Origin of the sequence: Microbacterium allomyrinae, assembly GCF_020682705.1 — a bacterium.
Lineage (GTDB): Bacteria > Actinomycetota > Actinomycetes > Actinomycetales > Microbacteriaceae > Microbacterium > Microbacterium allomyrinae.
Genome location: NZ_JAGTTN010000005.1, coordinates 123,998 through 150,479 on the forward strand (window position 1 = coordinate 123,998; position 26,482 = coordinate 150,479).

General features: G+C 68.3%; 23 protein-coding genes. 14 read left to right on the forward strand and 9 right to left on the reverse strand.

Annotated elements, in window-relative coordinates; genetic code table 11:
• Nucleotides 1–8: 8 nt before the first annotated feature.
• The 3 genes from KEC57_RS14585 to KEC57_RS14595 are packed head-to-tail and all read right to left on the reverse strand — an operon-like array spanning nt 9 to nt 3,188.
• On the reverse strand, nt 9–1,109 hold the full coding sequence (locus KEC57_RS14585) for an acyltransferase family protein (RefSeq protein WP_229385417.1): 1,101 nt from the start codon (nt 1,107–1,109) through the stop codon (nt 9–11).
• Nucleotides 1,109–2,245, reverse strand: coding sequence for an NAD-dependent epimerase/dehydratase family protein (locus KEC57_RS14590; protein WP_229385418.1), 1,137 nt, complete (start codon nt 2,243–2,245; stop codon nt 1,109–1,111). Before KEC57_RS14590 ends, KEC57_RS14585 begins: the two co-directional genes overlap by 1 nt.
• A gap of 52 nt (nt 2,246–2,297) precedes the next feature.
• On the reverse strand, nt 2,298–3,188 hold the full coding sequence (locus KEC57_RS14595; protein ID WP_229385419.1) for a glycosyltransferase: 891 nt from the start codon (nt 3,186–3,188) through the stop codon (nt 2,298–2,300).
• A gap of 158 nt (nt 3,189–3,346) precedes the next feature.
• Between KEC57_RS14595 and glf the strand changes: the two genes are divergently transcribed.
• The 5 genes from glf (at nt 3,347) to KEC57_RS14620 (ending at nt 8,303) form a co-directional block, all read left to right on the forward strand.
• Nucleotides 3,347–4,483 carry a UDP-galactopyranose mutase gene (gene glf, locus KEC57_RS14600; protein ID WP_229385420.1) on the forward strand — a complete coding sequence of 379 codons (1,137 nt, stop codon included), beginning with the start codon at nt 3,347–3,349 and terminating at the stop codon, nt 4,481–4,483.
• A 24-nt stretch (nt 4,484–4,507) separates the two neighbouring features.
• The gene (locus KEC57_RS14605; RefSeq protein WP_229385422.1) at nt 4,508–5,314 is read left to right on the forward strand and encodes an ABC transporter permease; all 807 of its coding nucleotides are present in this window, start codon (nt 4,508–4,510) and stop codon (nt 5,312–5,314) included.
• Nucleotides 5,314–6,078, forward strand: coding sequence for an ABC transporter ATP-binding protein (locus KEC57_RS14610; RefSeq protein WP_229385423.1), 765 nt, complete (start codon nt 5,314–5,316; stop codon nt 6,076–6,078). Before KEC57_RS14605 ends, KEC57_RS14610 begins: the two co-directional genes overlap by 1 nt.
• A gap of 84 nt (nt 6,079–6,162) precedes the next feature.
• Nucleotides 6,163–7,071, forward strand: a complete 909-nt coding sequence (locus tag KEC57_RS14615) for an ABC transporter permease (RefSeq protein ID WP_229385427.1) — start codon at nt 6,163–6,165, stop codon at nt 7,069–7,071.
• 2 nt (nt 7,072–7,073) lie between these two features.
• A complete protein-coding gene (locus KEC57_RS14620; protein ID WP_229385428.1) occupies nt 7,074–8,303 on the forward strand; it encodes an ABC transporter ATP-binding protein in 1,230 nt (409 codons plus the stop codon).
• On the opposite strand, the gene KEC57_RS14625 is transcribed toward KEC57_RS14620, so the two are convergent.
• Nucleotides 8,296–9,237, reverse strand: coding sequence for a hypothetical protein (locus tag KEC57_RS14625; protein WP_229385429.1), 942 nt, complete (start codon nt 9,235–9,237; stop codon nt 8,296–8,298). The genes KEC57_RS14620 and KEC57_RS14625 overlap by 8 nt on opposite strands.
• A 179-nt stretch (nt 9,238–9,416) precedes the next feature.
• Here KEC57_RS14625 and KEC57_RS14630 point away from each other — a divergent pair, with 179 nt between their 5' ends.
• Entirely contained in the window at nt 9,417–10,373 is a 957-nt protein-coding gene (locus KEC57_RS14630) for a glycosyltransferase domain-containing protein (RefSeq protein ID WP_229385430.1), read from the forward strand.
• 77 nt (nt 10,374–10,450) lie between these two features.
• On the opposite strand, the gene KEC57_RS14635 is transcribed toward KEC57_RS14630, so the two are convergent.
• From KEC57_RS14635 to KEC57_RS14645, 3 genes are read right to left on the reverse strand one after another with little or no spacing between them, the layout of a single operon-like run.
• Entirely contained in the window at nt 10,451–11,437 is a 987-nt protein-coding gene (locus KEC57_RS14635) for a glycosyltransferase family 2 protein (RefSeq protein ID WP_229385431.1), read from the reverse strand.
• 58 nt (nt 11,438–11,495) lie between these two features.
• Nucleotides 11,496–12,875, reverse strand: a complete 1,380-nt coding sequence (locus KEC57_RS14640) for an O-antigen ligase family protein (RefSeq protein ID WP_229385432.1) — start codon at nt 12,873–12,875, stop codon at nt 11,496–11,498.
• Complete coding sequence (locus KEC57_RS14645; protein ID WP_229385433.1) at nt 12,872–14,272, reverse strand: O-antigen ligase family protein; 1,401 nt, start codon at nt 14,270–14,272, stop codon at nt 12,872–12,874. The genes KEC57_RS14640 and KEC57_RS14645 overlap by 4 nt, the downstream gene beginning before the upstream one ends.
• 232 nt (nt 14,273–14,504) lie before the next feature.
• Between KEC57_RS14645 and KEC57_RS14650 the strand changes: the two genes are divergently transcribed.
• The 3 genes from KEC57_RS14650 to KEC57_RS14660 all read left to right on the forward strand — a co-directional run bounded on the left by KEC57_RS14650 (nt 14,505) and on the right by KEC57_RS14660 (nt 19,195).
• Entirely contained in the window at nt 14,505–14,831 is a 327-nt protein-coding gene (locus KEC57_RS14650; RefSeq protein ID WP_229385434.1) for a WhiB family transcriptional regulator, read from the forward strand.
• Nucleotides 14,832–14,921: 90 nt separating this feature from the next.
• The gene (locus KEC57_RS14655; protein ID WP_229385436.1) at nt 14,922–17,783 is read left to right on the forward strand and encodes a glycosyltransferase; all 2,862 of its coding nucleotides are present in this window, start codon (nt 14,922–14,924) and stop codon (nt 17,781–17,783) included.
• Nucleotides 17,780–19,195 (forward strand): DUF5719 family protein, encoded by a 1,416-nt coding sequence (locus tag KEC57_RS14660; protein ID WP_229385437.1) that lies wholly within the window; start codon nt 17,780–17,782, stop codon nt 19,193–19,195. Before KEC57_RS14655 ends, KEC57_RS14660 begins: the two co-directional genes overlap by 4 nt.
• Nucleotides 19,196–19,232: 37 nt before the next feature.
• Here KEC57_RS14660 and KEC57_RS14665 read toward each other — a convergent pair whose 3' ends face one another.
• Nucleotides 19,233–19,673 carry a metallopeptidase family protein gene (locus KEC57_RS14665; protein WP_229385438.1) on the reverse strand — a complete coding sequence of 147 codons (441 nt, stop codon included), beginning with the start codon at nt 19,671–19,673 and terminating at the stop codon, nt 19,233–19,235.
• A 104-nt stretch (nt 19,674–19,777) separates the two neighbouring features.
• Between KEC57_RS14665 and KEC57_RS14670 the strand changes: the two genes are divergently transcribed.
• The gene (locus tag KEC57_RS14670; protein WP_229385439.1) at nt 19,778–19,984 is read left to right on the forward strand and encodes a DUF3499 family protein; all 207 of its coding nucleotides are present in this window, start codon (nt 19,778–19,780) and stop codon (nt 19,982–19,984) included.
• A 36-nt stretch (nt 19,985–20,020) separates the two neighbouring features.
• Nucleotides 20,021–21,529 (forward strand): adenosylhomocysteinase, encoded by a 1,509-nt coding sequence (gene ahcY, locus KEC57_RS14675; RefSeq protein WP_229385440.1) that lies wholly within the window; start codon nt 20,021–20,023, stop codon nt 21,527–21,529.
• Nucleotides 21,530–21,719: 190 nt separating this feature from the next.
• Here the strand turns inward: ahcY and KEC57_RS14680 are convergent, their stop codons facing one another.
• A complete protein-coding gene (locus KEC57_RS14680) occupies nt 21,720–22,565 on the reverse strand; it encodes an RDD family protein (RefSeq protein ID WP_229385441.1) in 846 nt (281 codons plus the stop codon).
• A 16-nt stretch (nt 22,566–22,581) separates the two neighbouring features.
• On the opposite strand from KEC57_RS14680, the gene KEC57_RS14685 reads away from it, so the two are divergent.
• From KEC57_RS14685 to katG, 3 genes are all read left to right on the forward strand, one after another.
• Nucleotides 22,582–23,577, forward strand: a complete 996-nt coding sequence (locus tag KEC57_RS14685; RefSeq protein WP_229385442.1) for a stage II sporulation protein M — start codon at nt 22,582–22,584, stop codon at nt 23,575–23,577.
• A gap of 85 nt (nt 23,578–23,662) precedes the next feature.
• Entirely contained in the window at nt 23,663–24,157 is a 495-nt protein-coding gene (locus KEC57_RS14690) for a Fur family transcriptional regulator (protein WP_229385443.1), read from the forward strand.
• Nucleotides 24,154–26,466: a catalase/peroxidase HPI gene (gene katG, locus KEC57_RS14695; RefSeq protein ID WP_229385444.1), complete on the forward strand. Its 2,313-nt coding sequence runs from the start codon at nt 24,154–24,156 to the stop codon at nt 26,464–26,466. Before KEC57_RS14690 ends, katG begins: the two co-directional genes overlap by 4 nt.
• Nucleotides 26,467–26,482: the final 16 nt, after the last annotated feature.

The following is a 26,482-nucleotide window of genomic DNA, read 5'->3' on the forward strand; positions in this document are numbered from 1 at the left end:
GACGAACCTCAGAGAGCGCCGCGGACGGCTCCGACGGCGTGCGCAGGCACCGTCGCGTGCGATCGTCTGCGAGTCGCGCGCATCACGGGGCGCTCGATGAGCAGCCAACTCGCTACTGCAAAGACGAGAGTGACGAGCACGTTGACCCCCATGAATGCCCAGACTCCCAGCTGCGCCGCACCGACGAGCATGAGCAGTTGAGCACTCGGCCATGCGTAGATGTAGAAGCCATACGACACGTCGTGCTTGGCGATCAGCTTGGGCTGGGGAATCACGGTGCTGAGCCAGAGCAGTCCGTATGCGAGCGCCGGAGCGGCGAGCTGGCCGCCGAATCCGGGCACGAGGAAGATCGGGACGAGTGACCCCAGCAGACAGGCGATGCCGATCGGAGCACGCATGCCCCATCGATCGAAGATCACGTAGGCGACCACTCCTCCGAGGAAGAACGGCAACAGCTTGAACAGCAGGGTGAAGTCGAAGTCCAGTCCGAGTCGAGTCCAGAACCCCATCGTGGCATGCACCGCAACCGAGACCACCCATAGCACGACGGGAAACCACACGGTCCGTTTGAAGATCGCGAGGAAGCCGAGCACCCAGACGATCACGTAGCAGAAGAACTCGTAATAGAGCGTCCACAGCGAACCGTTCCACGCACCGGGGTAAGGCACCGTCTGGAGCGTCCACGAGACGGAGTACGACTGGATGTACAGGCCGATGTTGCCCCAGATGTACTCGAGCGGTGTCACCGGCGTGGTGAACAAGCCGCCCAGTTCGCCGCGTTCGAGCAGCCCGGCGATCGGCGCGAAGAACAGGGCGGTCACGACCAGCACGACCAGGAACGCGGGGTAGATGCGCGCGATCCGGTGGACGAGGAACTCGCCAGCCGTGTGTCGGAAGCGGCTTCCGGTGATGAGGAATCCGCTGAGGACGAAGAAGCCCGCCACTGCCCAGCCGCCGAGGTTCTCGCCGTGGAGCATCGGACCGGTTCCGTTGCCGGTGATGTAGAACGCGTGAGCGAACAGCACCGTCGCGGCGAGGACGAGGCGGAAGAGATTGAGGCTGTTCCGGCGGTGCGGGAAGGCGCGGCTGGAGGTCGGGGCCGTGACCATTACTTGAGCAGACTCCGCTCGGTCATCTCTTTCAACGAGCGCTCGTAGCCGCTCTCCTCGATCGGCTCGGTCAGCACCCATTCGACGAAGCGAGCCACGCCCGTGCGAAAGTCGGTCTGCGGTTCGTACTCCAGGACCTCACGCAGAACCGTCGTGTCCGCGACGTTGTGGCGGATGTCGCCGAGACGATAGTTGCCGGTGATCGTCGTCGGCACCTCGGTGTCGAACGCGGCGAACAACGAGGCGACGACCTCGTTGACGGTCGTGGCGACCCCACTGCCGACGTTGATCGTGCGGCCGACCGCGGCGGGCATCGTAGACGCGCGGAACGTGGCTTCGACGATGTCGTCGATGTAGACGAAGTCGCGGCTTTCGAGTCCGTCTTCGAAGATGTTGATGGCCTTGCCCTGGCGGATGAGCGTGGAGAAGATCGAGAGGATCCCCGTATAAGGGTTCTTCAGCGACTGCCCAGGCCCGTACACGTTCTGATACCGCAGCGCGACGGGCTCGAGTCCGATCGTGGGACCGACCGTCATCACGAGGGACTCCTGCATCTGCTTCGTGATGCCGTAGACCGACGACGGATGCAGCTTCGCGTGCTCGTCGGTCGGGATCATCTCGAGCGATTGCTCGCCCGCCATGTGCACATCGAAATCGCCGGCCGCCATGTCGGCATCGGCGCGGTGAGGCGGATAGACGATCCGCCCGTCCGCAGTGCCGTACGCGCCTTCGCCGTAGATCGACCGCGACGACGCGATGACCACGCGTTTCACGGTGTGGGGCTCGTTCGCCAGGATGTCCAGGAGCTTCGCCGTTCCGCCGACGTTCGCCTCGACGTACCGGTCGATCTCGTACATCGACTGGCCGGTCCCCGTCTCGGCGGCGAGGTGCACCACGATTCCCGCGCCGTCGAGCGCCGCACGCAGGTCGTCGCTCGATGTGACGGAGCCCTCGATCACCGTTGCGACCCCGTCGAGCGAGTGCAGGAGCGTCGAGGTGGTGCGCGGCTCCTCGCCGTGCACCTGGGGGATGAGCGCATCCAGGACGGTAACGGAGTGGCCGGAGTCGACGAACCGTCGTGCCAAACGCGTGCCGATGAAGCCGGCGCCGCCGGTGATGAGCACGTGATCGGACATGCGTGGTCTCCTGAAGAGAGGGGACGCGCTCGTACGGAACGCCGCCCGTGCGTTAGAAGGCGAAGATGTGCGCCAGCGTAGATTGTAGTCCTGAGGCGGTCCCGTGTCGGATCACGCCGGGCAGCTCAGCGACGCCATGCAGTCGCGACATCGCCCTGAGCCTGGCGGTGGACACGGTCCGGCCCCACCCCTTCGCCGCAGCAAGCGTGCGTGCCTGCGCGTAGTAGGTGCGCTCGTCACGGAAGCGGCGGCCGTCCAGCAGCGTCTTCTGGGACGCGCTTGCGCCGTGCCGCCGATAGGAGAAGGCCCGTGTCGGGTTATAGGCGAGGCATCCGCCTTCGAAGGCGATGTCCATCAGGAGCGCGAGGTCCTGGATGATCGGAAGCCCTTCCCGGAAATCGATGCGTCGCAGTGTCTCGGTGCGGAAGGTGAGTGACGGCCAATACAGCCAGTCGCCCCTGATGAGGCTCGTCGCCATCGACTCCCCACGCAGCACCGCGATGCCCTCACCGCCGCGCGGTGCGAGCAGCCCCGTCTTCACCCGGTCCACGAGCGGTCGCACCACCGTCCCGCGCTCGTCGATGACATCGACTCCCGGCTGCACGACGTCCGCGTCGGGAACGGCGGCGATCGTGGCGAGGACGACGTCGACGTAGTTCGGATGGAGCAGGTCGTCGCAGCCGAGGATCGTGATATGGCTCGCGGTCGCCCGGCGGATCGCCTCCCTGTAGTTCTCGGTTATGCCGAGGTTCACCTCGTTCCGGAGGTACGAGACGCGTTCGTCGTCGAGCGCGGCGAACCACCTTGCGACGCTCTCATCGGGGTAGCAGTCGTCGATGACGACGAGCCGCCAGTCGTCGTTGCGCTGCGCGCGCACGGAGTCGACGGTCAGATAGAGCAGGCCGGGATCCCCCCAGAAGGGGACGAAGATCTCAAGAGTCATGGCGTGTCGAGCCTACGAGATGAGCCTGAGAGCGCGCACGCGCGGGCCGACGGCTGCTCCGGCTGCACGATGGGGCCGCGTAGAATCCTATGCGGCGGCGAGTTGTCCGCCGACTGTGCCTGCGTCACGGTCCGCTTCTTCAGAAAGCACTCGCGCTGATGGATCTGCTCATCGTTGGCTCCGGCTTCTTCGGACTCACCATCGCCGAACGGGCTGCAGCATCCGGTCGGAAAGTGACCGTGATCGACCGGCGCCCCCACATCGGCGGCAACGCGTACAGCGAGGAAGAGCCCGCGACGGGCATCGAGGTGCACAAGTACGGCGCGCATCTCTTCCACACCTCCAACCCCGGCGTGTGGGAGTACGTGAACCGCTTCACGAGCTTCACGAACTACGTGCACCGCGTGTACACGAACCACAAGAACGTCGTGTATCCATTGCCGATCAACCTCGGCACGATCAACCAGTTCTTCCAGGCTGCATACTCGCCCGACGAGGCACGCGCTCTCGTGAACGAACTCTCGGAAGAATTCGATGCGAAGGATGCCGCGAACCTCGAGGAGAAGGCGATCGCGCTCATCGGGCGCCCCCTCTACGAGGCGTTCATTCGCGACTACACCGGCAAACAGTGGCAGACCGACCCGAGGGAGCTGCCTGCCGAGGTCATCAGCCGTCTTCCGGTGCGCTACAACTACGACAGCCGCTACTTCAACGACACGTGGGAAGGGCTGCCGACGGACGGCTATACGGCGTGGCTGGAGCGGATGGCGGATCACCCGAACATCGAGGTCGAACTCGGCACCGACTACTTCGACGAGTCGCAGCCGCTCAACAAGAGGGCGACCGTAGGGCAGTTGCCGGTCGTGTACACGGGACCCGTCGACCGCTACTTCGACTACGCCGCGGGTGCGCTGAGCTGGCGCACGATCGACCTCGAGCAGGAGGTTCTGCCCGTCGGCGATTTCCAGGGGACGTCGGTGATGAACTACGCCGATGCGGATGTCCCGTACACCCGCATCCATGAGTTCAAGCACTTCCACCCCGAGCGCGCGGACCGCTATCCGAGTGACAAGACCGTCATCATGCGCGAGTTCTCGCGCTTTGCCACGCGCGACGACGAGCCGTACTACCCGGTGAACACCCCGGAGGATCGCGCCGGTGTGCTCGCCTATCGAGAGCTCGCCGTCGGCGAGAAGGACGTCCTGTTCGGCGGGCGCCTCGGCACGTACCAGTACCTGGATATGCACATGGCCATCGGGTCTGCGCTGTCGATGTGGAACAACCAGCTCGCGTGAGCTTCGGACCCTAGACTCGACACCGTGACCACAGCCGCCGTCGGCGCCCCCGGATCGCCCCGGCGCTACCTCCACTCGCTGTGGCTGCTGTCGGCGCGCGATCTCAAGGTGCGCTACTCGACGAGCGCGCTGGGATACCTCTGGTCGATTCTGGATCCGCTCGTCATGAGCGCGATCTACTGGTTCGTCTTCACCCAGGTCTTCCAGCGCACTGTGGGTCACGAGCCGTACATCGTCTTCCTCATCACCGCTCTGCTGCCGTGGGTGTGGTTCAACTCGTCGGTGTCGGACTTCACCCGGGCCTTCGCCAAGGACGCCCGGCTCGTGCGGTCGACGGCGATCCCGCGCTCGATCTGGGTCAATCGCATCGTGCTCAGCAAGGGCATCGAGTTCCTGTGCTCGCTACCGGTCCTCGCGCTGTTCGTGGTCATCTCCCAGTTCGCCAACACGCCGGCGCAACTCAGCTGGGGGCTGCTGTGGGTGCCCGTCGCGATCCTCCTGCAGGCGGTCCTCCTGGTCGGGCTCGGTCTGCTGGTCGCGCCTCTCTGTGTGCTCTGGAACGACTTGGAGCGGACGACCAAACTCATTCTGCGCGCCCTCTTCTACGCGTCCCCGGTGATCTATGGGGTGGAGGATCTGCCAGGCGCCTTCGAGACACTCGCCGCCTTCAACCCCCTCGCCGGCATCTTCGCCCTGTACCGAGTCGGGTTCTTCGCCGAGGAGTGGGACCCATGGGTGATCGGTATCGGCGCGGTCATGTCGTTCGCGTTCCTCGCTCTCGGCCTCTCCGTCTTCCGTCGCCTGGAGCGACCCCTTCTCAAGGAACTGTGATGGTGGCCGAACACACTGCGATGGGCACCGATCTCGCGATCCAGGTGGAGGGCCTCGGCGTGCGCTTCCGCCGCAACCGGCGGGGCAGGCGCAGCATCAAGGACCTGTTCTCGGACTCCTCGCGTCGGTCGAAGCCGGGGGAGTTCTGGGCCCTGCGAGACGTATCGTTCGACGTCAAGCCCGGCGAATCGATCGGGGTCGTGGGACGCAACGGCCAGGGCAAGTCGACGCTGCTGAAGCTCGTCGCCGGCGTGATGCTGCCCGACGAAGGATCGGTGACCGTGCACGGCGGTGTTGCGCCGCTCATCGAGATCACCGGCGGTTTCGTCGGCGATCTCACCGTGCGCGAGAACGTCCGGCTGACGTCGGGCCTTCATGGCATGTCGAAGGCCGAGGTCGCACGTCGCTTCGACGGCATCATCGACTTCGCCGAGCTCGGCGATTTCCTCGACACCCCGTACAAACACCTGAGCAACGGCATGAAGGTGCGCCTCGCGTTCTCGGTCGTCTCGCAGCTCGAAGAGCCCGTTCTGCTCGTAGACGAGGTGCTCGCGGTCGGCGACAAGGCCTTCCGCGAGAAGTGCTACAAGCGCATCGACGAGCTGCTCGCCGAGGGGCGAACCCTGTTCTTCGTGTCGCACAGCGAACGAGACCTGCGCCGTTTCTGCACGCGCGGTCTCTACCTCGACAAGCACCGCCTCGCGATGGATGCGCCCATCGACGAGGTGCTCGACCGCTACAACGCGGACCACCCCGCGGGCTGATCCGCTCACCACCATCCCTGGCGCGACTCTCAGGGACGCGCAGGTATAGTTGTGGGCTGTTGTGGAAAAGGGAGCAGAGCGACCGTGACTGACAGTGCTCTCAACCGATTCGATCGCCTCCGCGTCGAACCGATGGTGGCCACCGGCGGATCCGGCCGCGGCACCTGGGCCTCCTTTCGGGCGGTGCTATCGCACCGGCAGCTGCTGGGGCTCCTCATTCGTCGCGACATCAAGGCGCGTTACAAAGACAGTGCGCTCGGACTCCTGTGGACCTTGATCAATCCGATCGTCCAGCTCCTGATCTACTACCTCGTGATGGGTCAGATCCTCGGCGCCGCGAAGGGGATCGACAACTTCGCGATCTACGTGTTCTCGGGGCTCACCATCTTCGGATTGTTCTCCGAGACGCTGACCGGCATGACCGGTTCGATCGTCGCGAACTCCGGACTTGTGAAGAAGGTGTACGTGCCGCGCGAGGTGTTCCCCCTCGCATCGATCGGCTCCGGCCTGTTCACGTTCAGTATGCAGGTCGTGGTCCTGGTCTCGGCGTGCCTGATCCTGCTCACCCCACCCGCTCTCGGCGGACTCCTGTACTTCATTCCCTCGGTACTGCTGATCGTCGTGTACGCGGCTGCCCTGGGCATCCTGCTGGCGTCTCTTAACGTCTATCTGAGAGACATCCAGTACCTCACGCAGATTCTGCTCATGCTCGCGCTGTGGGCGTCGCCGATCGTCTACGGCTGGAACATGGTAAAGGATGTGTTCGCTCAGTTCGGCTTGCCGGCCTGGCTGCTGGAGGTCTACACGAACAATCCGATCACGCTCGCCGTGCTCGGCTTCCATCGAACCTTCTGGGCGGCGGGCACCGCTGCCGACTATCCCGCCCACCTCGAGCTCAGGATGCTGATCGCTTTCGGCGTCGGCCTGGTACTGTTCTGGTTCTGCCAGCGCGCGTTCGCGCGGCTCCAGGGCAACTTCGCACAGGAGCTCTGACCGTGTCTCTGCCACTTCACGCCGGATCCGCACCGGACATCATCGTCGTCGACGACGTGTCAAAATCGTTCGTGATCCGCCGAGACAACTCTCTCAAGGAACGAGTGGTGACCCTCGGTCGACGCGGTCGCGCCCATCAGGAGGAGTTCCGCGCGCTCGACAAGGTGTCCTTCTCGATCCAGGCGGGACGCACGATCGGGCTCATCGGAACGAACGGCTCCGGAAAGAGCACCCTGCTCAAAGTCATCGGCGGAATCATCGAGCCCTCGTCGGGCACCGTTCGCCGTCGCGGCAGGCTGGCTGCGCTGCTCGAGCTTGGCGCCGGCTTCCACCCAGACCTCTCCGGCCGCGACAACATCTACCTCAACGCCGCTGTTCTGGGGCTGTCGCGCGAGCAGACGGATGCCGAGTTCGAGAGCATCGTCGCCTTCTCCGAGATCGGCGACTTCATCGACACGCAGGTGAAGTTCTACTCCTCCGGAATGTACGTTCGTCTCGCGTTCGCGGTAGCGGTGCACACCGACCCCGACCTGCTCCTCGTGGACGAGGTGCTCGCCGTCGGCGATGAGGCATTCCAGCGCAAGTGCATGGACAAGATCCGTCAGTTCCAGAAGGAAGGCCGAACGATCGTCCTCGTCTCGCACTCGGCGGCCCAGGTCATGGAGGTCTGTGACGAAGGCATCGTGCTCCGCGATGGTGGCGTGGCCTTCATCGGCTCCGCGGCCGACGCGACGCGCGTTCACCGAGAGATACTCGAGGGCAAGCGCAAGATGATCGTCGAACGCGAGGAATCCGAGCATGCCGCACAGACGGCAGGCGAGCAGGCGGCCCACGGCGAAGTCGTCGGGGTGAGCGTCGAGGACGAGCACGGCGCGGTCGTCCGCGACGTCGAGCCAGGTCAGACGGTCACGGTTCGCGTAAAGGTGAGGCACTCTCGCCCCGTCGACGTGTGGAACTCGAGCGTGAGCGTCGATACATCCGGCGGCCAGCAGGTGTTCGGCACCGGCAGCCGTCGACTCGGCACGAGTCACGGACCCGCCGCGGCGGGTGAGGCCGAGATCGCCTACGAGCTGAAGGACGTCCGGTTCGCAGGCGGGCAGTACTTCGTGAACGTCGAGCTGCAGGACGCCGATGGGCGGTCGGTCGACATCGCGTGGCAGGCGGCGGCGTTCTACGTTCCCGCGGACCAGCGCCAAACGGGCACGATCTTCACCGACGTCTCAGTCAGTTGATCGTCTGGGCGTCGGCCCAGATCCGGCTTCTCGTCCCCGGCGTGTGCGTGGCCGCCATCTGACGATCGTTCTCGCCCCCCGCGACATTGATCGCGTTCAGGCCGGTCTCCTGTGAGCCGGGAATGAACCACCAATGCTGCTGGCGGTCGAGCACCTGGCGAGTCGGGAAGCCGTTCTTCACCGCCTGGTAGTGGAACCAGACGTCGTCGGCGGTCGGGGCACGATGAAGGAACTCCGTTCCATCCGCGAGGATGGCGCGCTGCAGCTCCGGCGGAAGAAGCTGCCCTGAGACGGAAGTGGCGAAGTGGGTGTAGTGCGCCTCGGCGGATTCGCACGGTGCCCACGAGGAGTACGGGCTGAACTCGGATTCCGACGACATTCCGATGACGTGTGCGCGATGTGCGATGACGCACCCGGGGGATTCGGCGGCAGCCTCCCGCAGCTCCTCCAACCAGGTTGCGGGATAGACGATGTCGTCATCGCTCATGACGAGCGGGCGATCGAGACGCTCGGTCGACAGGTAAGGCCAGTACTTGGTGTGAACACCGAGGCCAGGATCGGTGAATCGGATCTCGAGGCCGCGCTTCTGCAGAACTCGAAGGCGCCGCGGAGTGCGCGACAGTGGACGGTCCAGCCACAGCACCAGGCGCTGAGGCTTGACCGTGCCCCGGCCGATCGACTCGATCGCCAGCCACACATCGCGCAGTCGCTCGCCGTGCGTGGTCATCGTGACGACCTCGGGCGACGTGGGATCGATGATCCGCTCCCGGGAACGTCCGTTGCGCAGCCACAGGCCGGTGATGTCACCGGCGACATGCGGGGGTGGGCTGTCGACGGTCCCGACCGTGTGGGGCAAACCTCCGAAGGCCACCGCGAGGGCGCGCGCGGCTCCGCGGGCGCGGGCGGCCCCTGGGGTCCGAGTCGCCCTGTCCATTCCTCCAAGGTACCCCGCGTCGGACGCCGTTTCGGTGACCAATCCCCGCGCGACGGGCGTAGCCGGCCGCACGGTACGGTGGAGGGACGAGAGTCGCATGGTTGCGATCCCCGCGCACCACGAAGCCCCGCTCGCCCGACGCGCATAAGGGCGCCCACGAACGAAAGGGATCACCTTCGATGAGAATCTGCGTGTACACCGCGCTGATCGGACAATATGACGGGCTCATCGAGCAGTCGGTCGCAGCGCAGAGCACAGCGGACTTCATCTGTTTCACCGACGACCCCGATCTCACCAGCGAGACCTGGGAGATCCGGCGCGTCAAAAGGGCATTCGGGCAGGATCCGGTCCGCAGCGCACGCCTTCTGAAGATCCTCGGCGACGATTCTCTCGACGAATACGACGTGACGTTGTACATCGACGCATCCGTCCTTCTGCGCAGGGTGCCCGAACAGGTGGTCGAAGACTGGCTGACCGACGGAGACGACATCGCGCTGTCGACCCACGGCTACCGCGAGCAGCTCCTCGACGAGTTCGACGAGGTCGTGCGTCTCCAGTACGACGACCGTTCCCGCGTGTACGAGCAGCTCGTGGACTACTCCCTGGATTGCCCGGAAGTGCTCGAAAGCCGGCCCCTGTGGACGGGGATCCTGGTCCGCCGTCGGAACCCTGCAGTCGCCGCCACGATGCGGGTGTGGGCCAACCACGTGCTCCGCTATTCGAGGCGTGATCAGCTTTCCGTGCTCGCGGCTCTTCGCTCGGGCGATGCGTCCGTCCGCGTTCTGCAAGTGGACAACTTCGACTCGCCGGACCACCAGTGGCCCGTGATCCCGCAGCGCCGTGTGCGGCAGGGCAAAGCGCCGGCACTTCCGACCGGACCGCTCCTGGCGGAGCTGCGTCGCGCGGTGCGACAGGTCGAGGAGCTCACCGTGGACTTCAACGGGCGTACCGCACGGGACGTGATCGACTCGGAGCGCAGCGAGCGCGCGCGCGCCGACGGCGCGCAGATGCGAATCGAGGCCGTGACCCGCGAACTCGCGATGACGGCATCCGAGCTGAAGCAGACGACCGGAATACTGGGGGCGACTCGCAACCTCGGAAGAGCGATTGCGCGGAAATTCGGCAGCACTTCCTGACGCAGCCGGTCGGCCGTGCTGCTCCGGGCGAGTCACCGTCTTGCCCAGAGCACCGGCGGGTGGCTGTGGCGCCGGTCTCAGCCCTGGGTGGTCGCGGCCTCGAGCGGCGGCATCGGCCGCCACGAGGCATCCTTTGCGATCTTTCGTCCGTCGCGGAGGCCGCGGAACAGGTTCGAGGTGCCGCGCACGGTGCGCTCGACGAACACGAGCCGGATGAGCTCTTTGCCGAAGGTGAGGGTCGTGCCCAGGCCGAAGAGGATCGGGTTGTAGACGTGCAGCGCACGGTAGTACTGCTTGATGTGGGCGCGGTTGCGCATGATGTAGTAGCGGTATGCGTTGCTCGACGCGTTCATGTGGCGAATGCCCATGTCCCACTGCTTGATCTCGCGCGTGCGCCGCAGCACGAACTCATCGACGATGACCGACGGGGTCTTGCGCGAGGCGAGCCAGCCGTAGGTCTGGTCGTCCCAGTAGATGAAGAAGCGGGGATCGGGCAGGCCGATCTGCCGGACGATGTCGCGGTGGATGAACATTCCCTCGAAGCATCCCGAGTTCATCGGCTTGAAGCCGGATTCGTCGAATGCGGCGGGCGCGAACGGGATCGGGATGGCGAGGGGCTCGGCGACGCGGTACTGCCAATAGAACTCGCTGCCGTCGTAGTCGTAGCGGCGTCCCTGGATGCTCTTGAATCGCGGAGCCCACTTGCCCATCCGGGCGAGGCCGTCGGGGAGGACCTCCACGTCGTCGTCCATGAGCCAGATCCACTGCGAACCCAGGTCATAGGCAACGCGCATGCCCTCGCTGAATCCGCCGGAACCGCCGGTGTTGGTCTCCATCCGGCGGTAGATCAGCTCGGTGTCACCGAGGCCGTCGCGGAAGGACTCCACGACATCCGCGGTGTCGTCGGTCGATGCGTTGTCGATGACGACGACATGGCCCGGCTTCGGGTCCATCGCCACGATGCTCGTGAGCAGACGCGTGAGCAGGCCCGAGCGGTTGTAGGTGACGACGGCGATCGTGGCGGTGGCCGGGTCGAACGGCGCGGCGGTCGGAACGTGTGTCACGAGGGAGGATCTCCGGGAACGGGGCGTCGGGCGCCGAGACGTCGGGCCGAGAGGAAGCCTACCCTGCGTCGCCCGGTGATCCCTGGGCGCCTCGTTCGCCGGGGGGCGGGCCGACGTCGCCCGGCGCGGACTCGACGTGGGGAAGCCCGCCGGTCGTCTCGGCGCCGCCGATGCTCTCGCGCCACGACCGCGACTGACCGGCCCGAACGGCGCACAGCACCAGCAGGAGCCAGCCCAGGCTCGTGAGGGTGAAGCTCTCGAACATGGAATCCACCAGCAGCGCGACCAGGATCAGGGGCGTCCACGCGTAGACCACCGAACGACGTTCGCTCGCGACGAGCCACGAGCGGGCCAGCGCGAGGCCGCCCAGCGCGAGGAAGAGCACGAGGCCGACCCAGCCGAGCTGGAGCATCACGTCGAAGTAGGCGTTCAACCCGGTCGCATGGGTGGCGTCGAGGCGGAAGTTGATGGCGTTGAACGGGAACTCCCGAGGCGCCCAGGGTCCGAACCAGCCCCAGCCCTGCACGGGGCGGAAGCGGACCATGTCGACCATCAGGTTCCACAGGTCCACGCGCATCGAGAAGTCGCTCCCGGCGCCGAGCCACGCGATGATCGGATGCCGTGCCGTGTAGCCGACGACGACGCCGATGACGACGAGCGCCCCCAGGCCGAGCTGCAGGGCGGTGCGCTGCTCGGGGCGGGTGTGGCGGACGAGCGCGAGCGCGCCGACCGCCGCACCGACGCCGGCCGCGAGCACGACCACGGTGGGCGAGTCGCTGAGCGCGGCGAGCCCTCCGGCGAGCACGACCGATGCGATGGAGAGGCCGGGACGCACGGACTGCGTGCGGTATTCGATGAGGAAGGTGATGAGCGCGAGGACGGCGACGAAGCCGAGCAGGTTGCGGGTGCCGAAGACACCCTGTATCGGCCCGAGCTGGGCGAGGTTGCCCTGCACTCCGAGGAAGCGGATCGGGATGTCGAGCAGCACCCCCGCGAGAACCTCGATCGCGAGCGACGCGGCGAGCAGCACACGCAGCACGTCGCCGAGTGCGCGGACGGTCTGCAGCGTGTCGCGGATGTGCCCGATCACGACCGCGAGGAACGCGAGGCCGGCCAGTGACACCCAGCTCCAGAACGACGTCGAGGCGTCCGAGCTCCAGAAGACGCTCGCGAGCGCCCACCCGACGAACGCGACGACGGTGGTCGGCACGAGCCGCAGCAGCGAGATCTCCTGCCGGCGGACGACCAGCACGGCGGCGCCCAGCACGCACAGGCCCGCGATGATCGTGATGTAGGTCACGCGTCCCGCGATCCGCTCGATCGCGTAGGACGCGAAGACGGCGCCGAGCACGGCGAGCGTGAACGCCCGTGCGAAGGATGCCGAGCCCAGCAGCGCCGTCAGCCACCCGGTCTGCGCGGGGCGGGGCGCGGTGCTCATGCGTCCCGCTTCGTCGGCTCGCCGCGCTCGATGGCCGCGCTCTGCTCGGCCGGCCCCTCGCCGACGTGGGGAGACTGCTTGATCTTCGCGCCGAGCATGACGACGAAGAGCCAGCCCCACACCAGGAGCGGTGTCGATTCCGCCAAGCCCTGCACGAGGAGGATGGTGCCGACCAGGGTCGGCAGCAGCGTGAGCGCGGAGTAAGGCCGGTCGTCGCGGAGGTCCCACCTCGGGCGATCGACGGCGAAGAACCAGGAGCGCCAGACGAAGGCGAGATACACGAACCCGATGAGCACGACGCCGACGATGCCGAGCTGCATCGAGACATCCACCCACATGTTGTGCGCCTGCAGCACACTCTGCCCGTGGTCGAGGATCCAGCCGTCGAACGCCGGGTCCCACGGCACCCACGGCGTCGAGAAGCCCCAGCCGGTCCAAGGGCGTTCCGCGGCGCGTTCGAGCACGGCCTCCCAGATGCTCTCGCGGCCGGTCAGGTCTGCGCTGCGGCCGAGGGTCGTGAAGATCGTGTCGCGCAGCAGCCACAGGGTGACGAGGCCTCCGACGCCGACGATCGCGTACGCGACGTAGTACTTGGTGCGCTCGCCGGGCTTCCGCGCGCGGCGCATGAGAAGAACGGTGGTGAGGACGACGACGACGGCGCCGGCGGCGAGGTAGGCGGTCGCCGACGAGGCGCGGACGAAGAGGAATGCCGACACGACGATCCATCCGCCCAGGAGCGTGCGGCGGGGTGCGCCCGACGCGATGCGGATCGCGAAGACGATGATCGCGAGCAGCGCGACCGGGCCGAGCAGGTTCGCGTTGCCCATGATGCCTTGGATGCGCCCGGGGAAGTCGAACAGATTGTTGCGCGACCAGTACTCGATGGGATCTGCCGCATCTTCGGCGACGAAGCCCGGCAGGATCGCACGGCCGACGACGACCGACACCCACAGCTCGAACAGCAGTGAGAGCGCCATGACCCACTTGAGGGCGGATGCCGCGGCCCGCACGAGTTCGCGCCAGGTCAGCACGCTTCCGATGAAGAGGGCTTGGATCGTCGTGATCCACAGCAGCAGGAGGGTCAGGGCTGTGGCCTCCGGCCACGCCGACCACACGAGCGACAGAGTCGCCCACGCCACGTATGCGACGACGAACCAGGGGAGTCGTCGCCATTGCACGGGTGGACGCACGATGATCCACAGCACGACCGAGAGCATTCCGCCGGCGATGGTGACGGCGGCGGCGGCCGTCGCGCCGAAGGTATGAACCCAGGCGGTGCCCGAGAGTGACATGAAGAGAACGAAGATGCACCAGCCGCGCAGCATGAGGTGGCCGGTCTTCTCGCGGACCGGGGGCGCGGGCGGCGCCGACGCGGGGTGCTGGGAGTGGACGGCCATCGCCTCTCAGGGTACCCCGGGCATCCTGGGCTCCACCGGCGTCCGCAGAGCGGCTCGTCGAGCCGCCTCTCATCGGACCGTTATGACAGCGCGACACGCCGTCGGCGCGTCGTGAAGGTTCAAGACTCGGTTGAGGCTTTAATATCTGCGACTTGACCTCGAGGAACTACACGGGTGTAATTAGTCCCAACACGCACCAGCGTGGGAGTGGGATCACGGGGGTGAGAACGACATGACGGTTTCGCAATTCCGTTCCGGCGTTCCCGACGACTGGTTCGTCGATCCGGTCCAGCTGGGGGTGCCGGGGGTTCGTCGCAACATCGATGTTGTCGAAGACAATCCGTTGTCCTGGCAGACCGACGCCTTGTGCGCGCAGACCGATCCGGAGGCGTTCTTCCCCGAGAAGGGCGGCTCCACACGCGATGCCAAGCGCATCTGCGGGACGTGCGACGTACGCGGCGAATGCCTGGAATACGCACTGCAGAACGACGAGCGCTTCGGTATCTGGGGCGGGCTCAGCGAGCGGGAACGCCGCAAGCTCAAGCGCCGCGCCAGCTGAACGACCCCTCCGTTTCGGTTCGGTGCGATCCGGCGGACGCGGCGCGTGCACCCCGGCGACAGCGGAGCGCCCGCCTAGGCTGACGACGTCATGCCCGCCGTTTCGTCCCACCGTGTTCACGCCGTTCTCGTCGTGCGTCCTGACGGACGTGCCCCTGCCGCGTTCCACCTGAAGCGCACGCTGGCAGCGCTCGCGGAGCAGACCCGTCGCGTAGACGCTCTGACGATCGTCCTCTGCGGCGGCGATGAGCATCTGACCGACATCGCGGAGGCCGCAGGCGCCGAGTCCGTCGTGCGGGCACCCGCGTCGACGGGGTTCGCGGCCGCGACCGCGCTGGCGTCGCCGCGTCTGGACGGCGATGCGGTCTGGCTGCTGGCGCAGGACACGGCTCCGGAGCCCGACGCTCTGGCCCGCCTCGCCGGCGCGCTCGAACTCTCGCCGTCAGTGGCGTACGTCGCGCCGAAGCTCGTCCGCTGGGACGATCGCTCGGAGATCGTGTCGCTCGGCGTCGGGATGACGCGCCTCGGCAGAGCGGTCGGCATCGCCGAGGGCGAGTTCGATCAGGGTCAGCACGATGGGCGTGAGGACGTGCTCGGCGCGGATGTGCGCGGCAGCCTGATCCGCGCCGAGACGTGGAGCGCTCTGCGCGGCCTCGATCGCGGACTGAGCGGCGCCGACGAAGGGCTCGACCTCGGGCTCCGCGCCCGCCTCTCCGGCGCACGGGTGACGCTGGTGCCCGGCGCCCTGGTGGCGGTCGCCGGCGACGGGGTCGCGAGTCTGCCGGCACCGACCACGCCGCAGCGGCGGAGACGCATCGCCTATGCCGAACGGGCTGCGCAGCTGCATCGGCGCCTGGTCTACGCGCCCGCGCTGGCGGTCCCGCTGCACTGGCTCTCGCTGCTCCCGCTCGCTCTGTGGCGCACCGTCGTCGACCTCGTTCGCAAGGAGCCGTCGCGCATCGGGCCGGAGTGGGCGGCTGCCGTCGTGACGATGGTGCGACTCGTCTCCATAGCCCGGGCCCGCCGTCGGCTCGCTTTCACGAAGATCGTGCCGTGGGCTCAGCTGGCACCGCTGCGCACCACCCGCACCGAGTTGCGCGAGCGGCTGGACGACGAGCCCGATGCGCCCGTCGGCGGTCATCGGCGCGGCGACCTGCGCTTCTTCTCGGGCGGAGGCGCCTGGCTCGTGCTCGGCGCCCTCGTGGTGTCGATCGCGGCGTTCCCCGCGCTGCTGGCGTGGCCGGTCATCGGAGGCGGCGCGCTGCAGCCGCTCGCCACGACAGTAGGCGGTCTGTGGAACGACGCCGCGTTCGGACAGCGCGCGCTCGGCCTCGACACGGTGGGGCCGGCCGACCCCTTCGCCACCGTCATCGCGGTGCTGGGCTCGGTTGCCGCCTGGGAGCCGTCGCGCGCGCTCGTGGGGCTGTGGATCCTCGCCCTTCCGCTGGCGTCGCTCGGCGGATGGTTCGCCGCGACCCGGATCACCGAGCGGTCCCTGCTGCGCCTGCTGGGCGGTGCGGTGTGGGCGCTGGCGCCCACCTTCCTGGTGGCGCTCACCCAGGGGCGGCCGACGGCCGTGCTCGTGCACCTGTTGCTGCCGTGGCTCTTCGTCGCGGGGTCCGTGGCCCATCGATCCTGGGCGGGCGCCGGCGTGGCCTCGCTCGTGCTGGCCGCCGTGATCGCGAGCGCGCCCTCGCTCGCGCCGGCGCTCGTCGTGCTGTGGGTCGGGGCGATCGTCCTCGCGGTGGTGCTGCGCGCGGGGCGGGGCGTCGCGCGCCTCATCTGGACGGTGATCCCATCCATCGCGATCGCGCTGCCGCTGGCGTGGAACGCCGTCTCGAACGATCGCATCTGGGGGCTCGTCGCCGATCCCGGGGTGACGTGGAACGGACCCCAGGTGGGCGCCGATGCGGCGGGCCGCGCACTCCTGGCCGCCGGCATCCCGACATCCGATTTGGCCGGATGGACCACGATGCTGCCGGAGGGCCCGACGTGGTGGGTGCCACTGCTGGCCGCCCCGCTCGCCCTCCTCGCTCTCGCCGCCCCGCTCACGCAGCGATGGGCGGTGGGTGCGGCCCTCCTCGTCGTCACCGCGCTCGGACTGGGAACCGCGTTCGTGGCTGTCGGCGTCTCGGTGGCATTCACCCAGTCGATCTCCGTGCCGGTCTGGCCGGGCGCCGGCCTCAGCCTCGCGTGGCTGGGCGTGCTCGGCGGGGCGCTGGTAGCGCTCGACGCCGGTCTCGCGCCGCGTCTCGCGCTCGCCCGCGGATCGGCCGCACTGCTGGTGCTGGCCTCGATCGGGCTTCTGGCCGTGCCGTCGCTGACCGCGCTGTCTCGGGGCACGGCGACGATCGCCAATGGCCCTGCGAGCACATTGCCCGCCTTCGTGGCCGCGCGGGGGCGGGACGACCTCGACGTGGGCACCATCGTCCTGACGCCGCAGGCCGCGGCGGGGGTCGCGACACGAGTCGTGTGGGGCGCGAGCGAGACGATCGGCGGTCAGACCACGCTCCTCTCGACACGCACCGAGGCCTCGGCCCAAGACCGGGAGATCGCTGAGATCGCCGCCGACCTCGTCACGTCGTCCGCCGAGGACGTCGTCGCCGAGCTCGCCGACATGGGGGTGGGCTTCATCCTTCTCGCGCCGTCCGAGCAGCCCGAATCGGATGCCGCACGCGCGATGCGCCTGTCGGCGACCACTGCGCTCAACCAGCGGGAGGCATTGGATGCCGTCGGCGACACGGCCAAGGGCGAACTGTGGCGGGTCATCGACGAGGTCTCCCCGCGCCCGGCCGAGCCGGCGTCGGCCGCCGTGCTCGGACGGCTCATCGCCGCCGGTCAGCTGATCATCGTGGCGGTGGCGCTGCTGCTCGCGCTGCCGACGAGGGCCTCGCGCCGTGAGGCGCGCCGCACCCCGCGTGTCGTCGGGCCGCATTGGAGGGAGGGCAGATGAGCGATCGTCGCGTGTTCCGCTGGGCGACGACGAGCGCCCGGATGCTCATCGGCACGGTGGTCTCGGTGGCGGCTGTCGTCGCCGTGGTGACCGCGGTCTCGGTGCCGTGGCCGACGATCACGCACGAGCCGGTCAGCGTCTCGACGCTGCCGGCGCCGGCCGCCTCCGTCGTCGCGTGCGACGGCGGGCTGCTCTCGATCGGACGAGATGCGACCGACGCCGATGCCATCGCCGTGGCAACGCCCCAGACCGTGACGGTCGGGGTGAGCGACGGTGCACCTCCGGCCGAGGAGCGCCCGCTCGAGGTGACGGACCTCGCGATCGGCCAGGGGCCCGTCGCGTTCGTCGCGCAGCCGATGGGGCGCTCACGCGTGGATGTCGCGGCCGCCGGCGCGTCGACGGTGAGAGCAGACGATCTCGCGGGCTTCGCTGCGTCGGCCTGCCGCCCTCCGCTGCTCGAGTCGTGGCTCGTCGGAGGATCGGGTGCCACGGGGGCCGCCGACCTCGTGCTGGTGTCCAACCCCGGCACGGTCGCAGCGACGGTGGAACTGACCGTCTACGGCGCGGAGGGCGAGCAGAGCCCGCCCGGTTCCTCGGCGCTCATCGTGGCGCCGGGCACCCAGCGCATCGTGCCGCTCGCCGGGATCGCCCTCGGCGAAGAGAGCCCGGTGATCCGCGTGTCGGCCGTCGGCGCGCCCGTGCACGCGTCGCTGCAGACGAGCATCATGCGGACCCTGACTCCGGGCGGGGTCGACCAGGTGGGCGCCGTTCCCCAGCCCGAGCAGACCCAGACGATCACCGGTGTCGCCGTGACCGGTGCGCCGGGGGTGTCGGGTGCGTCGGACGAGGCGACCGTGCTGCGCATCCTCTCGCCGTCGGCGGATGCCACGGCCACGGTGACGGTGACCGCGACGGGGCGCGCGGAGCCGACTCTGGTCCCGGATGCCGTCTCGCTCGTCGCGGGGGAGCCCGCCGAGCTGGCTCTCGCGGGTCTCGCCATCGGCTCGTACACCGTCACGGTCGTCTCCGACGCGCCGATCGTCTCGGCGGTGTGGCAGGCCACCGGGTTCGGCGAGGGCGACGACTTCGCCTGGTACACGCCTTCGCCGATCGTGGATGTGCCGAGCTTGTTCGCGGCCCCGAGCGGACCGCTTCCGTCGCTCACGGTGGCCAACCCGGGCGACGAGCCCGCGGTGGTCGCCGTCACGTCGGAGGACGGGGCGTTCCGGCTGGAGCTCACCGTGCCGGCCGGCGGCACGATGACCGCGCGGCTGTCGCCTCGCACCGTCTACCTGATCGATCCGTCGTCGCCCATCCGGGCCGCGCTGTCGCTCACCGGCGATGGAGCGCTCGCCGGTATCCCGGTGTGGCCGGCCGACGCCGCCTCACCCGAGATCGTCGTCTATCCCTGAGGCACCCGCCCGGTCCGAGCCCGGTTTCGAGCCGGGATCAGAAGAAGCGGAACCGCTCGGGGCCGAGATCCCACGGATCGCGGTCGAGGTACTCGGCTGCCGCGCGGAACACGGCGCTCTCGACCAGCATGCGCCGGTGCAGATCGTCGTCACGGTGCAGATGGCTCAGTCGCTCGATGGGCAGCCGGTACAGGATGATGCGCTTGGCGTCGGTGAGAACCGTCCAGCGAGGGATGCCGTCGTCATCGGTGGCCGAGGGCATGTCCGCGACTTCGAATCGCACCTCACGCAGCTCGGGCCACGCGGAGCGCAGGAACTCCGCCGCCGTGCCGACAGCGAGATCGAATCGATCCATCCGCGTGTCGAGCGGAGGAAGCGGGGGCCGCACGACCGGGCTGCGCCCCTCTCGGCCGTGACGCCCGTGTCGCGAGACGCGTCGAGGCGCACGCTCACTGCTCCGAGTCCGCCGCCACGCCATGCGCCTATCCTAGGCGCGTGTCAGCGCGTCGGTTCATCGCGAGCGCGCGATCGCGGCGGCGCGGCATCCCGTGGTGCGCCCGCCGGATCGGTAGCGTGTAGACGATGCGCGAGAGACTCTGCTCCAAGGTCGGCTGTGCCCGCGAGGCGGTGTCGACGCTCACCTACGACTACGGCGACCAGATGGCCGCCGTGGGTCCACTGGGCGAGGCTGGGGACCCCCACGCGCACGACCTGTGCGCGATCCACACCGACCGTCTCTCGGTGCCGCAGGGCTGGGTCGTCGTGCGGCACGAGACGCTCCGCGCCTGACCCCGGACGCCCGGCCGGACGTGGGAGAATGGGCGGATGCCGATCGAAACGCCCGTCGCCGTGCCCGGCGCCACCCCCACGGTTCCTGAGTCCCCCGCAGGGCGCCCGCTCGAGTTCGAGGTCCGCGACCTCGCGCTCGCGGAGGCCGGACGTCACCAGCTGCGTCTCGCCGAGAACGAGATGCCCGGGCTCATGGCCTTGCGTGACGAGTTCGGCGCGGCGCAGCCGCTGAAGGGAGCCCGCATCGCGGGGTCGCTGCACATGACGGTGCAGACTGCCGTGCTCATCGAGACGCTCGTCGCCCTCGGTGCGCAGGTGCGCTGGGCGAGCTGCAACATCTTCTCGACCCAGGACGAGGCGGCCGCCGCGGTCGTCGTGGGCCCCGAGGGCACCGTCGACGCCCCGTCGGGCGTACCGGTGTTCGCCTGGAAGGGTGAGACCCTCGAGGAGTACTGGCGTCTCGCGGACCGCATCTTCGACTGGTCGGCGGAGGGCTTCGACGGGCCGAACCTGATCCTCGACGACGGCGGCGACGCCACGCTCCTCGTGCACCAGGGTGTGGAGTTCGAGAAGGCGGGCGCGGTTCCGGCAGCCCAGGAGGGCGACTCCGAGGAGTATCGGATCGTGCTCGACACGCTCCGTGCGAGCCTCGCAGCCGATCCGCAGCGCTTCACCCGCATGGCCGAAGGCCTCATCGGCGTCACCGAGGAGACCACCACCGGGGTGCACCGCCTGTACGAACTCGCGGCAGCGGGCGGACTGCTGTTCCCGGCGATCAACGTCAACGACTCCGTCACGAAGTCGAAGTTCGACAACAAGTACGGCATCCGCCACTCGCTGCCCGACGGGATCAACCGTGCGACCGACGTGCTGATGGGCGGCAAGGTCGCCTTCGTCTGCGGCTACGGCGACGTCGGCAAGGGCGCCGCCGAGGCTCTCCGCGGTCAGGGCGCACGCGTCATCGTGAGCGAGGTCGACCCGATCTGCGCGCTCCAGGCGGCGATGGACGGCTACCAGGTCGCACCGCTCGCAGAGGTCGCGGGTCTCGTCGACATCGTGATCACCGGCACCGGTAACAAGGATGTCGTGACCACCGTGGATCTGCTCGCCCTCAAGCACCTCGCGATCGTCGGCAACGTCGGCCACTTCGACAACGAGATCGACATGGCGGGGCTCGAGTCGCTCGAGGGCGCCGAGAAGATCGAGATCAAGCCGCAGGTGCACGAGTGGCGTCTGCCCAATGGCCGCAGCGTGCTCGTGCTGAGCGAGGGCCGTCTGCTCAATCTCGGCAACGCCACCGGCCACCCCTCGTTCGTGATGAGCGCCTCGTTCACCAATCAGGTTCTCGCGCAGCTCGAGTTGTACACGAAGCCCGACGAGTATCCCACCGCGGTCTACACGCTGCCCAAGCACCTCGACGAGAAGGTCGCGCGCCTGCACCTCGACGCGCTCGGGGTGAAGCTCACCACTCTCACCCCCGACCAGGCCTCGTACATCGGCGTGCCGGTCGAGGGTCCGTACAAGCTCGATCACTACCGCTACTGACGCGTCTCGCCGGCCGCTGGCGACGTACTCACACGCCCCGGGGCGGATTCTGCACGTTGGGGCGGGGGATTCCCGCCCCGAGGCGAGAGATCCGCCCCGGGGCGGATGGGCCAGCTCTGATGGCCGCGGGGATGCACCAGGCCGCGCCGGCCAGCCGGCGCGGCCGCCCCAGCCGACGCGACCCAGCGGCTCAGCGCTGCGGGAAACCCCGCGGGGGTGGTGAGACCGGCGCGGTGAGCGCCTCTGCGCGCGCCGTCTCGAGCTGCAGCGCTCGCAGCTCCCGGTCGCGCCGAACGGCGACGACCGCGACCAGGAACGTCTCCGGGTCGACCGAGGGCACCGGCGAGACGTGCGCTGCGGCTTCCCCGGCGAGCGATGCCGCGACCCGCGCACGGGCGTGCGGCTCCATGTTCCCGGCCGATTGGGCGAATTGGGCCAGACGACGCGACAGGCGCTCCGGCAGTCGCGCGACATCGGCGACCGAGGCCCACTCCGCGAGCTGCGGAGGAACCCCGAGGCGGTTGTCGGGCAGGCGCGGTGTGCGCGTGCGCTCGGAGTAGGTTCCGGCCATGAGGTCGCCGAGTCGCTGTGAGCGGGGAGTGAAGGCGCCGACGAGCGCGGCGACCGCCCCCACGGTGAACCAGAGCTCGAAGACGCCGACGAGCGCGCGGATGAAAGCGTGGCGGAATCCGGCGGCACCTCCGTCGGAGCGGACGATGCGTCCGCCGACGGCGAGGCGTCCGAGGCTGCGGCCGCGGGTCGTCGTCTCGACGACAGTGGGGATGACGATCATCACCAGAACGAGCACGACGATCGTGAGGATCGGGAACACCGCGTCGTCGAGAAGACCCATGCCGATCAGCCATGACGCGAGTGCGAAGAAGAGCACCAGCCCGATGACGCCCAGAAGCATGTCGATCACGACGCCCAGCGCTCGCATGAAGAAGCCGAGCGGCTGCACGTCCAGCGCGACGGCTTCGCCGGTGAGCACCTCGTCCTGGTGGAGGTCGACGATCGCGGGGCGCTCAGCGGTCATGGCTACAGTAAAGCGCATGGACCTCGACGCACTCACCGCCGCACGACGGCAGGAGTGGGAGCGCCTCGATGAGCTGAGCGGCACTCGGCGGCTATCGGGCGCCGAGGTGGACGAACTCGTCACGCGGTATCGCGCGGCCTCTGCCGACCTCGCCGATGCCAAGACCTCGGCTGGGCGCAGCATCCAGGGCGACTACATCTCGACGATGCTCGCTCGCGCACGCCTGCGGCTGACCGGGGCACCCGAGAACGTCCTGCGCCAGATTCCGCGCTTCTTCGTTCTGCAGCTTCCGGCGGCGCTGTATCGCGTGCGATGGGCGACCCTTGCGATCGCCCTCGGCTTCACCGCGGTCGCCACGATCGTCGCACTGTGGGTGTCCGGCGACCCCGCCCTCGTCGCCAGCCTCGGCAGTCGAGCCCAGCTGGAGAACTACGCCGAGAACGAGTTCACCGAGTACTACAGCGAGAATCCTGCCGCGGTGTTCGCCGGCACAGTGTGGACCAACAACGCCTGGATCGCTGCGCAGTGCGTCCTGTTCGGAGTGACGGGCATCTGGCCGATCATGGTGCTCGTGCAGAATGCGGTCGGAGTGGGCACGGCCGCCGGGATCATGGCCGCGTTCGACCGGGCCGATGTCTTCGTGCTGTATATCCTTCCGCACGGCCTGCTCGAGTTGACCAGCATCTTCGTCGCGGCCGCCGCGGGCCTGCAGATCTTCTGGGCGTGGGTGGCGCCCGGTGCCCGCACGCGCGGCGAGGCGCTCGCCGCGACCGGACGCTCGCTCGCGACGATCGCCATCGGCCTCGTCTTCGCGCTGGGAGTGTCGGGCCTGATCGAGGGCTTCGTCACCGCGCAGCCCTGGCAATGGCCGGTGAAGATCGGAATCGGTGCCGTCGCGCTCGGACTCTTTCTCGCATACATGCTCGTTGTCGGCCGACGCGCGAGCCGCCTCGACGAGACGGGCGATCTCACCGAGTACGAAGCGGGCACGCCGACCCTCGTCGCAGGCTGAGCGCGGCATCCGTTCACGGAGATTTCGGTCGACGGATGCTTCGACTGTTGTTTTGAGTCATTCAAAACAACGCTAGACTGCGGGTATGACGACCACCCCTGCGATCCCGGCGCTCGACGCCGCGGAGCGCCTGCGCCACGCGGGGCTGCGTGTCACTGATTCGCGCCGGGCCGTCGTCGCCGCGCTGGGCGAACGCCCGCACGCCAGCGCCGACGAGCTGTTCGCGATCGTCGCACGCTCGGTGCCCGGCACGAGCCTGCAGTCCGTCTACAACGCGCTGGGCGATTTCGTCGATGCAGGCCTGGTGCGGCGTATCGAGCCTGCCGGTCGCCCCGGCCTCTTCGAGCTCCGGGTCGACGACAATCACCACCATCTGATCTGCTCGCAGTGCGGCGCCGTCCAGGACGTCGACTGCGTGGTCGGCGCCGCACCGTGCCTCACTCCGTCCGACGCGCACGGCTATGCCCTGCAGGCGGCCGAGGTGACCTTCTGGGGTGTGTGCCCCGACTGCGCCGCAGCATCCGCGCCATCGCGCGCCGACCACGAACCTGCCCATCTGTCAAGGAAGGAAGCCCCATGACCGACAGCAACGAGACGATCCCCGAGATCGGCGACGACGCGAACGACATCGACCAGGCCGTCACCGATATCGACACCCCCGTCGACGACCGCGAGGACGGCGAGACCCGTCCGCGTCCCAACGAGGACGAGGGGGCCTGCCCCGTCATCCACGGGGGCCAGCCGCACCCCACCACCGGCAACGCCAACAGCGTGTGGTGGCCGAACCAGCTGAACCTCAAGATCCTCGCGAAGAACCCCGCGGTCGCAAACCCGCTCGGCGAGGACTTCGACTACAAGGCGGCCTTCGAAGCCCTCGACCTGGCGGCGGTCAAGGCCGACATCGCAGACCTCCTCGTCACATCTCAGGACTGGTGGCCCGCCGACTTCGGCAACTACGGCCCGCTCATGATCCGCATGGCGTGGCACAGCGCGGGCACCTATCGCGTCACGGACGGCCGTGGTGGCGGCGGCGCCGGTCAGCAGCGGTTCGCGCCGCTCAACAGCTGGCCCGACAACGTCTCGCTCGACAAGGCCCGTCGCCTGCTGTGGCCGGTGAAGAAGAAGTACGGCCAGTCGCTCTCGTGGGCCGACCTCATGATCCTCGCCGGCAACGTCGCACTCGAGTCCATGGGCTTCCAGACCTTCGGCTTCGCCGGCGGCCGCGCCGACGTGTGGGAACCCGACGCCGACGTGTACTGGGGTCCCGAGACCACGTGGCTCGCCGACGAGCGCTACTCCGGCGATCGTGAGCTCGAGAAACCGCTCGCCGCAGTGCAGATGGGCCTCATCTACGTCAACCCCGAGGGTCCCAACGCCAACCCCGACCCGCGGGAGTCGGCGCGCGACATCCGCGAGACCTTCGGTCGTATGGCGATGGACGACGAGGAGACGGTTGCCCTGATCGCGGGTGGTCACACCTTCGGCAAGACGCACGGCGCCGCGCCCGACACCAACATCGAGGACAACCCCGAAGCGGCCGGCCTCGAGCAGCAGGGGCTCGGCTGGAAGAACAACTTCGGCACCGGCAAGGGTGACGACACCATCACGTCCGGCCTCGAGGTGACCTGGACGTACCACCCGACGCGCTGGGACAACGAGTTCTTCCACATCCTGTACGCGTACGAGTGGGAGCTCATGAAGAGCCCCGGCGGCGGACACCAGTGGCGTCCGATCAACGGCGGGGGCGCCGACATGGTGCCGCTCGCGCACTCGGACGGCCGTCGTGAGCCCCGCATGCTCACGAGTGACCTCGCCCTGCGCGCCGACCCGGCCTACGACGCGATCTCGCGCCGATTCAAGGACGACACCGCGGCCTTCGCCGACGCCTTCGCCCGTGCGTGGTTCAAGCTGACGCACCGCGACATGGGTCCGATCGACCGCTACCTCGGCGCCGAGGTGCCCTCGGAGGAGCTCATCTGGCAGGACCGTGTGCCGGCGGTCGATCACGAGCTGATCGACGCCGCCGACGCGACCGCTCTGAAGGCGCAGATCCTCGAGACCGGACTCTCGGTGTCCGAACTCGTCGAGACCACCTGGGCGGCGGCATCCTCGTTCCGTGGCAGCGACAAGCGCGGCGGCGTCAACGGCGCACGCATCCGCCTCGCGCCGCAGAAGGACTGGGAGGTCAACAAGCCCGCCCAGCTCGCCTCCGTGCTGACGAAGCTCGAGCAGATCCAGGCGGCGTTCAACGACGGCCGTACCGACGGCAAGAAGGTGTCGCTGGCCGACCTGATCGTGCTCGCCGGCAACGCGGCGGTGGAGAAGGCGGCCACGGACGCCGGTGTCGACGCCGAAGTGGTCTTCCACCCCGGCCGCACCGACGCCACCCAGGAGCAGACCGACGTGGAGTCGTTCGCGTTCCTCGAGCCGATCACGGACGGGTTCCGCAACTACTACGGTCCCCGGGCGTTCATGCCCGAGGAGCACCACCTCATCGACCGCGCGAATCTGCTCACGCTGAGCGCGCCGGAGGCGACGGTGCTCGTGGGCGGGCTGCGCGTCCTCGGCGCGAACTGGGACGATTCCGACTACGGCGTCTTCACTGACCGCAAGGGTGCGCTGACGAACGACTTCTTCGTGAATCTGCTCGACCTCGGTACGACCTGGAAGCCGCTCGACCCGGGTTCGCACGCATTCTCGGGCGCGAAGGACGGCTCGGGCGAGCACGTGGGCATCGGCACCCGCGTCGACCTGCTGTTCGGCTCGAACTCGGAGCTGCGCGCCGTCGCCGAGGTGTACGCGAGCGACGACGCGAACGAGAAGTTCGTCCGCGACTTCGTCAAGGCGTGGGGCAAGGTCACCGAGCTCGACCGGTTCGACCTGGTCTGAGTCGGCACCACCGCGG